The sequence below is a fragment of the Sporomusaceae bacterium ACPt genome (assembly GCA_041428575.1).
Lineage (GTDB): Bacteria > Bacillota > Negativicutes > Sporomusales > Sporomusaceae > Sporomusa_D > Sporomusa_D carbonis.
The window spans coordinates 504,048-517,316 of the sequence record CP155570.1 but is presented as its reverse complement, the minus strand read 5'-3'; the positions used below and the strand labels follow the sequence as shown (position 1 = coordinate 517,316).

Below are 13,269 nucleotides of genomic sequence, written 5' to 3'. Positions count from 1 at the left end.
GATAACCAACTAATAGCAGAGAATAATACACTCAACGACTACCGGCTAAAAGCCGGTAGGTTACTTTTGCGGTTGAAAATCGCCATTGCGGCTATAAGCCGCTTAAGAAAAACCGCTAACGCGGTCTTTTGGTATCAAGCACATCAGAAATCCGGTACTCGAATCCATGAACCCCATTATAGTGGCGGGGATACATGGCCCTACCACATGATTCACAAGCAAACATTGGCGGCAGGCTTAGATCCCTTGTATCATCTTGTTTATCAAAATCCCTTACCACTTGGTAGGGGATTTCTTCTTGTTTGTCACAACCCAAACAAATGTAGAGGACTGTAGTGGGACGCGGAGGGGTTGGCTTTCCTGGCTTTTTTCTTCTTTTTTTGCATTCCCCGTTTGATAGCCTATCATCCTTTCCAAGTACTTTCTTGCCATAAGGTCTATTGTGTATCGGATGACTAAGCGCCCGTTCTCCTGGCAGACTTCTCCCTTGTATTCATAGCAATTGCCGCATCGTCTGCAAATTGCTGGGTCTTGACCACTTTGCTCTTTTTGCCTCTGACTCCAATTTCTCCGTTTTATCCGGTTCATTTTTATAATCCAACGCTTCACTTGTTCTTGCCATCTTCCTAAAATCTTTCGGCATAAACTCCGGATTCTTCGGCCGTATATACCATAATGTCGAATAAGTTTAAAGAATTCATCAGGTATATGCTGTACTAGCCGTCCAATAAATTCTTCTACACTAAGAGTTTCTATTTTCATTTGACCGTCTTTTTTATCTTTATACCGAAAACTGACTGTTTCTCCATCATAGGCAACAATGCGAGACATTCCAATGGCCGGATGCCTCATATAGCGTCCAATATATCGTAATTGTTCTTTGATATTCCCTTTTTGCTTCGGAGCATAGATATAAAACCCATTCTGATGGTTATTCCACGCTTGCTGTAATATCGGCTGTATCCGTTTGATTTCTTCCCGACTTAATTTCTCTCTGAGCAACTTTAATACGACTGTCTGCCATTGTTTCCTTAGCATTTCAAACGGCAAATAATCGTATTGTTTCCATTCTCCTTTGGCCGTCATTCCTCCCATCGTCACCATCATGTGAACGTGGGGATTGAATTGCGCTTTAGCTCCGAAAGTATGCAATCCCGCAATAATGCCGGGCATAACTTTGCTTTTTCGTTGAAAGAATTCTTGTATCAGCTTCACTGACCTATCCATTAGATCTTTTAACAGTTGCCGATGTTTGGCAAAAATCGGGCGTAGCTCTTCATCAACGGTAAAAATAACATGCCGATGCAGTACCTAATAAGCATCATGGCTTAGTACCCCGCTCCATTCTTCCGCTTCTCCGCATGAGCAGCTTGTGCAAAAGCGACTTCGGCATCGATAAGCGACTATTTTCACATCATGGCATCCTTCACAAACAAACAGCTTAAATCCCTGCTTTGGATCTCCACAATGTTGAAATTTTTCTACCTCTTTAAGAACAACAGGTCGAATCCGTTTTCCATATTTCTCAACAAACCGTTTCCAATTCTGTTTTGCATCAAAAAATATTTGCCATAGGATGTTCTTCATACCTTTGTATTTCCGCAAACCCCCGCCATTTCTCCTGCCACAGCCTCTTTAAATTTATAAATTCTGATACATTTTGAAAAAACCCGCTAGCGCGGGCCTTGGACTTTATCTCACATCCGATATCTTATATTCAAAGCCATGGGCTGCCTTGTAATACTCTGGGTACATGGCTCCACCACACTTTCACACGCAAATTGGGGCGGAACAGTTGGATCTCCATCGTCCATAAGGTCGAACTCTCTCACTACCTTATACGGTATCTTTCATCTCGCATTCCGCCAGCCAAATAATGTAAACAAAGTTTTATATAAATTACATTAAATGGAAAATTATTTTTAAGATTTATGTCGAATATATTCTCCCAAGAGTAATTTGATGGGAGAATGAAATTGTATGATAAGCGGTAATCTACGCGCGGTCCGGCCGATGAGTGTACCTATCGCCACCATGTTATGCCGAATGGCAAAAGTACGTTCCATCGTCAATCAAACTGTGCAATGGAATGAAGCAAACGCTAAGATTTCTCCCGGCCTTCTGATTGAAACATTGGTAGTCTATGTTCTGTGTAACCGAAAACCGCTTTGGAAAGTAGAACAGTTTTGGGCAGAGCAGGATTTGTCGCACCTTTTTGCGGAAGGCATCAATGCAACTCAACTCAACGATGACGCGTATGGTCATGCCCTCGATAAGTTAGCTGAAGTCGATGTGGAACTGATTATCAGTTTAGTGACACTTACCATGCTGCATGCCCATAACCTTGGAATCTCATTTGTCCATTTGGATACAACCAGTAAGTCTCCGGAGTTGGTAAGCAAGATCAGCGAGAAAATTATGCCTCAGCTTACCGAATGGCAAAACAGACCATTAGAATCAGTGTATCCGTTTATATTTATGGATGCCATACATTATAAAATCCGTGAAAACCATCAAATAGTCACTAAGGCTGCCTATGTGGTTTTGGGGGTCAACCTGGACGGCTATAAGAAATACTGGGCATATGGATTGGGGAAAACGAGAGCAGCAAATTCTGGCTTGGTGTGTTAAATGAGTTGAAAAGCCGCGGAATACAAGATGTTTATTTATTCTGCGTGGACGGATTAAACGGCTTTCGCGAGGCGATTGGTGCTGTATATCCAAAGGCAGGAATACAACGCTGTATTATCCATCAAATACGGGCTAGTATGCGGTACGTCAACTATAAGCACATAAAAGCCTTTGTCGCAGATTTGAAGGAAGTGTACACCGCTGTTACTGAAGAAGCAGCTCTTGAAAATCTTATGGCATTTAAAGAAAAATGGGGCGATAAATACCCTGCTGCCATAAAAAGCTGGGAAGATAACTGGGATATTCTATCTACCTTTTTTGCATATCCACCAGCCATCAGGAAAATAATATACACCACTAATATGATTGAGGGCTTGCATAGGCAATTCCGCAAGGTTACAAAAACAAAATCCGTGTTTCCCAATGATGATGCACTGCGCAAAATGGTGTATTTGGCGTCGAATAACATTGTCAAAAAATGGACGCAGCGTTATCGGGAATGGGACATGGTTTTAAACCACTTAGCGTTGCTTTTTGAAGGCCGTTATGCGATCTGATCGCCCCGCGAAATAAGATTTCCCAGATAGGCCATCGGCATTCACGCTGCCGCGTGCATACCTCCGTCCTATCCGGGAAAAACAGTCGCTAAGGGCCAATGAACAACCCTGCTTTCGCAGGAAAGCCATCTATTTCTTGCTATGAGGAATTTACAATTTACACAAAATTCGCTGCACACCCAGGGCGATTTTGAACCAACAATTTATCTACAACCGTTGCCGCTGGAAATGTGACCAATTCCCAGTTGCTGTTTATAACTAAAAATCAAAATTGGAATTATTTTACTTGCGGAATATCAGTTTCATCATATTCCAAACAAATATATTTGACTGTACTTGGGCGTGGAGGCGTTGGCCTCCCGCCTTTTTTCTTCTTTTTTTGCATTCCCTGTGACACTTTGTATCATCCTTTCCAGGCAAGCTCTCGCCATACTGCCGATGGCATATTTTACAGAAAGTTCCCCGTCTTTTGGGCAGACTTTCCCCTTATATTCATAATAGCAGTTGCAGTTCGGACACACCATGGGGTCTTTCCAGTTTGCTCCTTTAGCCGTTGACTCCAGTTTCATCGCATGAGTCGTTTCGTTGTTACTATCCCTTACGAACACTTTTTTGCCAATTGCTGATTAGTTTTTTACTTAACGTTTTTATCCGTCTTGCATAAATTCCATAATGACGAATCAATTTAAACTGTTCATCTGGTATGTGCTGTATCAAACGGCCAATGAACTCTTCAACGCTTACTGTTTCTAATTTTTCTTCCCCGCTACTTTTGTCCTTATATCTAAATATCACTTTTTCTCCATCATAATCCACGATTCGGTTTTAACCAATGGCCGGTCGACGCATATATCTTCCTATGTACTGTAGCTGATACTGTACATTTCCCTTCTGTTTTGGTGCATATACGTAAAACCCCTCTGCATTGGCCTTATACGCCGATTGTAATAGGGGCTGTATTCTTCACTTCTGTTCTTCTGTCAATCTTTTTTTTGAATGAGCTTTAATACTACCGTCTGCCATTGTTTCCGTAACATGGTAAACGGTATAAGTCATACCGTTTACACTCCCCATCCGTCTTCATGCCACCTATCGTTACCAGCATGTGCACGTGAGGATTAAAGTTTAAACGCGATCTGAATGTATGAGTCCAGCAATTATATCTGGAGTAGCTTTATATTTCTTTTTAAAATACTCTTGAACAATCGGTACTGCTTCGTCCATAAATTCAGCGATATCGTGCAAATATCTCTCGTAATCCTTCATCTATCATAAATACTACATGCCGATGGGTTACTTGGATAACTTCTGTCGCCATGATGCGTCCCCATTCCTCGGTTTCACCGCAGGAACAAGTAGTGCAAAACCGGCTTTTGCACCGATAGGGCACTCGACGAATACTATGTCATCCTTCACACACTAGCAGTCTAAAGCCATTTCGTGGATTGCCACAACACAATGATGAAATTTCTCGATTTCCTTTTCGGCCACCTTACGGATGCGAGATCCATATTTAGCGTTGAACCGCTCCCAACTCTTATATTGGTCAAAGAAGATTCGACGCAGAATATTATTATCCATAACTTTACAATACCGCACTGCTCAAAAAAGGGCTACCGACTGGTAACCCCTCAAATCTTATACTTTCTTATCTTATGAAAAAAACGAGGAGTGAAATCACCCCTCGTCTGAGTAGTACGTCTAAAATTCGATGACATCAAGGAAGTTTAAAATTAGAAAGGCATTTTTAAAAATACAGTTATTATTTTAAATCTACAAAAATCGCTCAATACTTCCTGTACTACTCTACCGTCACGCTCTTGGCCAGGTTACGGGGCTTATCGACATCGCAGCCGCGGGTTACGGCAGCATAATAGGCTAAGAGTTGGAGGGGAATTACTGATAATATGGGGGTGAGGAATTTATTGGTGGCCGGGATATAGATAGTATGGTCGACGTATTTTTCGATTTCTTTGTCGCCTTTAAGGCCAATACCGATGACGACGGCGTCACGGGCTTTAACTTCCTTGATGTTACTCAACATTTTCTCGTAGACATCAGACTGCGTTGCCAGCGCAATAACCGGCACGCCTTCGATGATAAGGGCCAAAGTGCCGTGCTTGAGTTCGCCGGCAGCATAGGCTTCGGCGTGAATATAGGAAATTTCTTTTAGTTTGAGCGAGCCTTCCAGCGCTACAGCGTAGTCGAGCGAACGTCCGATGAAAAATACGTCCTCATTGAATCCGTAGCGCTGGGCAAAAGTTTTTATAGGTTCAACATCTTCCAGAAGCTCATGGACTTGGTTGGGCAAATCACGGAGTTCCTGGCACAATTCGCCCACTTTTGCCGGCGTCAGAGTGCCTTTGATAGAACCCATATAGATTGCCAGCATCGCCATGACGACAAGCTGAGTTGTGTACGCTTTGGTTGAAGCTACGGCAATTTCGGGACCGGCCCAGGTATAAATAACCTGGTCGGATTCCCGGGCAATGGACGAGCCGACAACGTTGGTAATCGCCAATGTCCTGGCGCCTAAGTTTTTCGCTTCTTTCAGTGCAGCCAAAGTATCCAGTGTTTCTCCTGACTGACTAATCACAATGGTTAAAGTCTGGTCATCAATAAGTGGTGAACGATAACGGAACTCTGAGGCAACATCGACCTCTACCGGAACGCGGGCCAGGTTTTCAATAAGGTATTTACCGACAATGCCGGCATGGTAGGCCGTACCGCACGCCACAACGGCGACTTTTTTAATTGCGCCAATATCCTCTTTGGTCCATTTAAGTTCGTCAAAGTTTATTCCGCTGCCATCTTTAGCCAGGCGGCCGGTCATGGTTTCACGGACAGCCTTTGGCTGTTCATAAATTTCTTTTATCATGAAATGCTCATAACCGCCTCGTTCGGCTGCTTCCGCATCCCAGTTTACTTCAAATACTTTTTTGGTTACCGGTACTCCCTGGCGGTTCATAACCCACACCGAGTCTTTGGTAACAATGGCCATTTCACCGTCACTTAAAATATAGGTCTTACGGGTACGGCTGATAATTGCCGGGATATCGGAGGCAATAAAGTTTTCACCATCGCCCAGGCCGATAACCAATGGATTATCCTGCTTGGTGCAGATCAGTTTGTCAGGATCATCCTGGCTCATAAATACCAGCGCGTAAGAGCCTTCGATTTTTTCCAGCACTTTCTTTACCGCTGCTTCAAAATCGCCTTCGTAGCATTCCTCAAGCAAATGGGCCACTACTTCAGTATCGGTCTCTGAAGTAAATTTATGACCTTTGGCAATAAGCTGCTCTTTAAGGTGCAGGTAATTCTCAATGATACCGTTATGGACAACAACAAATTTACCGGTGCAATCAGTATGGGGATGAGAGTTGGCGTCAGAAGGGCGGCCATGAGTTGCCCAGCGGGTATGGCCGATGCCAAGATTACCTTGAAGGGGATGGATTTCTACTTTTTTGGCAAGCACACTCAACCGGCCCACACTTTTGTCAACATTTATTTTATTGCCGTCAAATACGGCAATACCGGCCGAATCATAGCCCCGGTATTCAAGTTTGCTTAAGCCTTCCAACAAAAAGGGCGCGGCCTGACCAGGACCGATATAGCCAACAATACCACACATATATATTTATCCTCCTAAAATATCAATACTTAAAAGCCCAAATCTGCGACTGCGAATACCAAACGCAATCCCGTACTGCGTCATTCTGCCGCCGCCGTTTTGTCCCCCAGGTCACCCTGCGGTTTTGTCGGCAAGCTTACGGCTGCAGCAGCCGAGAGGCATCCGCTGACTGCTCGATAAACCTCTACCTCGTCTGCTTGGACAAACCAAGCACCAGCGCTTTTTTCATTAGTTTTTGTTATAAGGGTAGTTATTATCCTTAGTTATGCTGTCATTCCCACCTCCTATTAATAACCATACATATGCAAAGGAGCACCAAATAGTGCTCCTTCGACATATATTACTTTATTTTAATACAAATTACCCAATTGGTCAATAACCACCTAGGCCTGTTCCTGTTTGATTATGCCGGCAATATTGCCGACAATACGTTCAAGGTCAGGTAAAGACGGACCTTCTGCCATTACCCGGATCAGTGGTTCAGTGCCTGAAGGCCGTACCAGTATCCGGCCATTGTCGCCTAATTCATCTTCACCGGCTTTGATGGCAGCAGCTATCTTCGCGTTATCTTGCCAGCCTTGTTTGCTGTTAACCCGGACGTTGACCAGAAGCTGCGGGAATTTTGTCATGACTTTGGCTAACGCCGACATTTTTTTACCGCTTTGCTTTAAGGCCGCGGCCAGTTTAAGGGCGGTAATCAGACCGTCACCTGTAGTGCTGTGATGACTGAAGATGATGTGACCTGATTGTTCGCCACCTAATACCAGGTTATGCTTAAGCATGGCCTCAAGAACGTAGCGGTCGCCTACCGGTGTAACAAGAACTTTGCCGCCGGCATTTTTTATTGCCTGATGCAACCCCAGATTGCTCATGACTGTGGCTACCAGTGTGTTGTCAGTCAATGTGTTTTGTTTGAGCATTTCCAGTGCGCAAATAAGCATAATTTGATCACCATCAACACTATCACCGGTTTCGTCAACAGCCAGACAGCGGTCGGCGTCACCGTCATGAGCCAGGCCCAAGTCGGCGTTATGCTGAACTACCGCACTCTGCAGCTGTTCAAGATGGGTCGAACCGCAGCCGGCATTAATGTTGATCCCGTCAGGCCGGTCATTAAGTACGACAACATCCGCCCCCAGTTTTTTCAGGGCGGCGGGAGCAGCCTCATAAGCGGCGCCGTTGGCGCAATCTACGACAATTTTCATCCCGCTTAACGTGGTATTGACAGTGCCGACAACATAATCTACATATTCGTCCAGTAAGTCGTGTTTTCTGGTAATAAAACCTACACCGTCAGCGGTAGGACGAGGCATAGCGTCAGACTGGGCATTAACCAGCTTTTCCAGTTCATCTTCAACAGCGTCAGGTAGTTTATAACCGGTACCGGCAAAAAATTTAATACCGTTATCAGGATAAGGATTATGTGACGCCGAAATAACTACACCGGCCTGCGCCCCATGTTTGCAGGTCAAATAGGCCACGGCTGGTGTAGGAACAACTCCCAGAAGCACAGCCTCTCCGCCGGCTGAACAAATGCCGGCAGCTAGGGACGCTTCCAGCATATGACCGGAAATGCGGGTATCGCGTCCTATATAGAAAACCGGTCTGTTATGCTCGCGCCCGAAATAGTATGTTGCCGCCCGGCCCAGTTTAAAAGCCAGTTCGGGCGTAAGTTCGGCGTTGGCCAAGCCACGCACGCCGTCAGTACCAAAAAGTCTCCCCATGTATGTAAATGCCCCTTTCAAATTTTACGGTTTAGGGTTAGAGATTGCTTCGCTAGCGCTCGCAATGACCACTAGCGTAAACTATATTCCCGGATAAAACTTATTGCCGCGTTCATACCGTCAAGAGCAGCGCTCATAATACCGCCAGCGTAGCCTGCGCCCTCACCAATCGGATATAAGCCGGCCGTGTTGACTGAGACAAAGTCCTGACTGCGAATGATTCTGACAGGCGCCGATGTCCTGGTCTCAACCCCGGTAAGTACTGCAGCGGGATGGTCAAAACCTCTAATCTTGCGGCCAAAATCCGGCAAAGCTTTCGCCAGCGTAGACGCAACAAAATCAGGCAGACACTGCCTGAGGTCAGCCGGCTTAACTGCGGGACGATAGCTGGGCAATACTAAATACTTAGTATTGCCGCTCTTTCCGGTCAGAAAATCGCCTACCGTCTGGGCGGGTGCGGTATAGTTCCGCCCTCCCAAAGCGAACGCCAATCGTTCATAGCAGCGTTGAAACTCAATGCCGTCAAGTACGTGCGGTCCATAATCAGCCGGATTGACATTAACAACCAACGCACTGTTAGCCAAACCTGAATCGCGGCTGTAAAGACTCATGCCATTGGTTACTACGCCGCCGGCCTCGGAGGCGGCAGCTACTACCAAGCCGCCTGGGCACATACAGAAAGAATAGGCCGCCCGGCCTGAGGCCTTATCCTGGTACACCAGGGCATAGTCGGCAGCCCCCAGCTTGGGATGGCCGGCGGCTACACCATATTGGGCCTTATCGATCAATTCCTGCGGGTGTTCAATGCGGACACCGACGGCAAACGGCTTAGCTTCAATAGCTATGTTTGCAAGGTGCAGCATTTGATAAGTGTCGCGGGCACTGTGGCCAATGGCCAGAAACAGCGCGTCACACGGCAGGTAGCGATTGTCATTGATCGTTATGCCGGCAAGCTTGCCGGCTTTAGTTTCAATGGCCGATAATCTGGCTTCAAATTCAACTTGCCCGCCCATATCTATTACCTGAGAGCGGATGTTTTTGACAACTTTCCGCAGTCTGTCAGTGCCAATATGGGGTCTATGAAGGTATTTGATCTCAGGCGGGGCACCGGCGGCAACCATAATGTCAAGGACCTCGGCCATACGCGGGTCGGTCACCCGCGTCGTAAGCTTGCCGTCAGAAAAAGTACCGGCGCCGCCTTCACCGAACTGGACATTACTGACTTCATCAAGCTGTCCGGTACGCCAAAAATCAGCTATATCGCGGGCGCGCCGGTCTACATCCCGTCCCCGTTCAATTAACAGCGGCCTGTAGCCGAATTTGGCCAGCATATACGCGGCAAATAAACCGGCCGGTCCCGCGCCTGCCACTACCGGGCGACTCTGCAGCAGTTTATCGCCTGGAACAATATCCTCTTGGGCTGGCGGAACAACCAGTGTGACATCTTTATCGGCTGATAAGCGGGCCAACACCTGACCTGGCGGAATTTTGACATCAACCTCAATTGTATAAACAAAATTTATATTGTTTTTTCGCCGGGCGTCAACAGCCCGGCGAATAATCACTATCTGACCAAGAACGTCAGGTGATAGGTCTAACCGTCTGGCTACCAACCGCTCCAGCGGGGTTTCATCAGTCAGCGGCACACGAAAGTTGCTGATTTTAAGCAATATCTCTTATCTCCTTTAACGGGGCCCGACTTTGATGGTGACCGTTACCGTGGTCGGTGTGGCTGTTAAGCCTTGCGGCAGTTGGATTTTAACTTCCCTGCTGGTATCTTTGCTAATGTCGTTGAGATTGATTGGTTCGGTATAAATAGCCTCAAGCTTATCAACACCCTTGCCCGGCACAGTTTCTTTTATTTCCACCTTATCCGGTTGAGTTACAATACTCTTAATCACCAAGTCTTGTGGCAATTGCCCCTGAGTTACCGGTTTTACATCAAGCAGCTTTTTGTTTGTCCCTGATACCAGACTAACCATTACCCGTGTTTTTTCCGGATAGATAGTAAGCCCTTCGACTTCTTTGCCTTCACGGTTAACCGGAATAAGCGGCGCATCTATTGTAAAATCAGCATTTTTGCCTGATAAATCTACCGCGGCTGCCACTTTTTCCACAGTATCTACAACATTTTTCGGACCTTCAATAGTGACTTGTTCATTAGCCGAAGCAACTTTACTCACAGTTGCGGCTTTAGCCGGCGTACCAGTTAGTCTAACCGCGACCGCCACATTGCGGCTGATAATGGTATCAAGCCTTAGTTGTACTTTCTCCGGATTGATTTCAATCAACTCCAAATTAGGAGGTAAAGCCGCGTTAACTTTGACATTGTGGCGTCCTTCGCTAAGCCCTTTGACATCAACATAGGCCTTAAGGTCCTGAGTGAGCAGGCCGGCTACAGTGCTGCGCGGGCCGCGTACTTTTATTCTGGCTGTTTCCGGCATTTCGCTTATTACAAAAGTGGTCGCCGCGTTGCGCACCTCCAGCGGAATAGTAAACGATGATTCAATCGGCGGGTTTTGTTCATTCATAACATACAGCCACAACACTACCGCCAGTATTACGGCCAAAATTTTCGGAGTAATATTTTTAGTTTTTCCCGGCATCTTAAAAAACTTGTCCAGCATTATGACGGCCTCCAGCTAAATAGGTCGCTAAGCGACGAAGTTTTAGCCACAAACAGTGGTGCAAGATGTTCCTTGAGTTTTTCGGCGTCCAGATACCTATGCAGCCTGCCGCCACGCGCCAGCGAAATAATGCCGGTCTCTTCGCTGACAACAATTACGACAGCATCAGTCTGTTCACTGATGCCAATGGCCGCCCGGTGCCGGGTACCAAGTTCCTTGTTAAGGCTCCGGTCATCGGACAGCGGCAAAAGACAACCTGCCGCCTGCACCCGGTTGCCGCGGATGATAACAGCGCCATCGTGAAGCGGAGTGTTGGGAATAAAAATGTTAATTAAGAATTCGCTTGACACCAACCCATCCACTTTTATGCCTGTTTCAATGTAGTCGTTAAGCCCGGTTTCCCGTTCAAGCACCATCAGCGCTCCAATTTTATTCTTAGAGAGTCCTGTGACCGTCCTGGCCAGTTCTTCAAACAATGTTTCCTTTTCTTCGGCATTTAACAGGGCACCGTCGCGGAAGAAGCGTCCCCGTCCTAATTGTTCGAGCGCCCGCCTTAGTTCAGGCTGAAAAACTACCGGCAAGGCTACCAGCACAACCGTCATGGTTTTTTGCAACAGCCAATTAATAACATTAAGCCCCAGCCATTTGCTGACTAAAGTTGCCAGGAGCAGCACAACGAGCCCTTTTAATAGCGCTACCGCCCGGGTATCTTTAATCATAAAGTAGAATTTGTACAAGAAGTAGGCTACGATGACAATATCGATAATATCAAGGAAACTAATTGTAGAAATTATGCCCCGTATTTGTAATAACATGCCTGCCACACCTCGAAACAGGAGTAAAATTCATCATATAACTATACTCTTATTCTACCCAATACTATGAAAACCTTTTTGCGTAATATATTGTTATAAAAATAATTAAATAAAAAAGTCCAATGTACATGAGCCGGTTAATATAAAACTAGGCTTGTGCCTGGGCACAAGCCTAATCATGCAGTAGTGTACCGTAAGGGTATCTTATAATTTAGTTACTTCTTCAACCCAGCCGAACTTGTCGGCTACGCGGCCTTGCTGAATGCCGGTAATGCAATCAAACAGTTTCTGCGAAGTCTCACCAGTTTGGTTATTATTAACAATAATGCGTTTGCCTTTCCAGGACAATTCGCCAACCGGAGAAATAACCGCCGCCGTTCCGGAACCGAATACTTCCTGCAAATGACCCCGTTCATGGGCTTCAAACACTTCATCGATGGAAATACGGCGTTCGGTTACTTTCATTCCCCAATCTTTGGCAACTTCAATAACCGAACGGCGGGTAATGCCGTTTAAGATACTGCCGTTTAGCGCCGGAGTAATTATTTCGTCATCAATCTTGAAGAAGATGTTCATCGTCCCAACTTCTTCAATATATTTTTGTTCAATAGCGTCCAGCCATAGCACCTGGGTAAAGCCTTCTTTCTTGGCTTCTTCCGAAGCTTTAAGGCTGGCGGCATAGTTGGCCGGAGTTTTGGCTTCGCCCAGACCGCCTTTTACTGCCCGTACATAATGTTCTTCAACCTTGATTTTTACCGGCTTAAAGCCTGAAGCATAGTAAGCGCCGACAGGCGATAAAATGATATACATCGTGTATTGGTCTGCTACTTTTACGCCAACATACGGATCAACAGAAATTACGAACGGGCGGATATAAAGCGAAGTCCCCAGTGATTGGGGCACCCAACGCTTATCAATTTCAATAAGTTTTCTTAGACCTTCATGCACCAAATCAAGGTCCATCAAAGGAATGGATAAAATATCGGCCGAATTGTTGAAACGCTTTAAGTGATCAAGCGGGCGGTACATAACAACACGGTTATCTTCGGTGCGAAAAGCTTTCATGCCTTCAAAAATGGCCTGACCGTAGTGCAGTACCATAGCCGCGGGTGATATGTCAATATTACCATACGGGACTATGCGGGGATTATGCCAGCCTTTGCCAGTGACATAATCCATTACAAACATGTGGTCGGTAAAAATCTTGCCAAAGCCTAGTTTGTCGTCTGAGGAAAGCGTACCGCGTTTATCAGCCAGTGTAACAGCAATGTCTGTCATGTTAAC

At 45.9% G+C, this 13,269-nt stretch carries 9 protein-coding genes and 3 pseudogenes; 2 read left to right on the top strand and 10 right to left on the bottom strand.

What is annotated here, in order from left to right; translation table 11 throughout:
• Positions 1 to 305: 305 nt before the first annotated feature.
• A pseudogene (locus SCACP_RS02500) lies at positions 306 to 1,587 on the bottom strand (IS91 family transposase).
• Between the two features lie 393 nt (positions 1,588 to 1,980).
• Here SCACP_RS02500 and SCACP_RS02495 point away from each other — a divergent pair.
• Together SCACP_RS02495 and SCACP_RS02490 are read left to right on the top strand one after the other, a co-directional pair.
• Positions 1,981 to 2,298, top strand: a pseudogene (locus SCACP_RS02495) (DUF4277 domain-containing protein); the annotation flags it as partial.
• 84 nt (positions 2,299 to 2,382) lie between these two features.
• Positions 2,383 to 3,188: pseudogene (locus SCACP_RS02490) on the top strand (IS256 family transposase); the annotation flags it as partial.
• Positions 3,189 to 3,779: 591 nt separating this feature from the next.
• Here the strand turns inward: SCACP_RS02490 and SCACP_RS02485 are convergent.
• The 9 genes from SCACP_RS02485 to SCACP_RS02445 all read right to left on the bottom strand — a co-directional run bounded on the left by SCACP_RS02485 (position 3,780) and on the right by SCACP_RS02445 (position 13,263).
• Positions 3,780 to 4,004 (bottom strand): transposase, encoded by a 225-nt coding sequence (locus SCACP_RS02485; RefSeq protein ID WP_425059862.1) that lies wholly within the window; start codon positions 4,002 to 4,004, stop codon positions 3,780 to 3,782.
• Positions 4,005 to 4,197: 193 nt separating this feature from the next.
• Complete coding sequence (locus SCACP_RS02480) at positions 4,198 to 4,299, bottom strand: hypothetical protein (protein WP_425059861.1); 102 nt, start codon at positions 4,297 to 4,299, stop codon at positions 4,198 to 4,200.
• 117 nt (positions 4,300 to 4,416) lie between these two features.
• The gene (locus SCACP_RS02475) at positions 4,417 to 4,578 is read right to left on the bottom strand and encodes a transposase zinc-binding domain-containing protein (RefSeq protein WP_425059860.1); all 162 of its coding nucleotides are present in this window, start codon (positions 4,576 to 4,578) and stop codon (positions 4,417 to 4,419) included.
• A gap of 411 nt (positions 4,579 to 4,989) precedes the next feature.
• Entirely contained in the window at positions 4,990 to 6,819 is a 1,830-nt protein-coding gene (glmS, locus tag SCACP_RS02470) for a glutamine--fructose-6-phosphate transaminase (isomerizing) (RefSeq protein ID WP_425059859.1), read from the bottom strand.
• A 383-nt stretch (positions 6,820 to 7,202) separates the two neighbouring features.
• Positions 7,203 to 8,543 (bottom strand): phosphoglucosamine mutase, encoded by a 1,341-nt coding sequence (gene glmM, locus SCACP_RS02465; RefSeq protein WP_425059858.1) that lies wholly within the window; start codon positions 8,541 to 8,543, stop codon positions 7,203 to 7,205.
• Positions 8,544 to 8,614: 71 nt separating this feature from the next.
• Entirely contained in the window at positions 8,615 to 10,213 is a 1,599-nt protein-coding gene (locus SCACP_RS02460; RefSeq protein ID WP_425059857.1) for an NAD(P)/FAD-dependent oxidoreductase, read from the bottom strand.
• A gap of 15 nt (positions 10,214 to 10,228) precedes the next feature.
• On the bottom strand, positions 10,229 to 11,170 hold the full coding sequence (locus tag SCACP_RS02455; protein WP_425059856.1) for a CdaR family protein: 942 nt from the start codon (positions 11,168 to 11,170) through the stop codon (positions 10,229 to 10,231).
• Entirely contained in the window at positions 11,170 to 11,985 is an 816-nt protein-coding gene (gene cdaA, locus SCACP_RS02450; protein WP_425059855.1) for a diadenylate cyclase CdaA, read from the bottom strand. Before cdaA ends, SCACP_RS02455 begins: the two co-directional genes overlap by 1 nt.
• Before the next feature lie 204 nt (positions 11,986 to 12,189).
• Entirely contained in the window at positions 12,190 to 13,263 is a 1,074-nt protein-coding gene (locus tag SCACP_RS02445) for a branched-chain amino acid aminotransferase (protein ID WP_425059854.1), read from the bottom strand.
• Positions 13,264 to 13,269: the final 6 nt, after the last annotated feature.

What these genes read in the sequence shown, in the direction of transcription:
- glmS (WP_425059859.1), bottom strand. Translation starts at nt 6,819, where the DNA reads ATGTGTGGTATTGTTGGCTATATCGGTCCTGGTCAGGCCGCGCCCTTT.
- glmM (WP_425059858.1), bottom strand. Translation starts at nt 8,543, where the DNA reads ATGGGGAGACTTTTTGGTACTGACGGCGTGCGTGGCTTGGCCAACGCC.
- SCACP_RS02455 (WP_425059856.1), bottom strand. Translation starts at nt 11,170, where the DNA reads ATGCTGGACAAGTTTTTTAAGATGCCGGGAAAAACTAAAAATATTACT.
- cdaA (WP_425059855.1), bottom strand. Translation starts at nt 11,985, where the DNA reads ATGTTATTACAAATACGGGGCATAATTTCTACAATTAGTTTCCTTGAT.
- SCACP_RS02445 (WP_425059854.1), bottom strand. Translation starts at nt 13,263, where the DNA reads ATGACAGACATTGCTGTTACACTGGCTGATAAACGCGGTACGCTTTCC.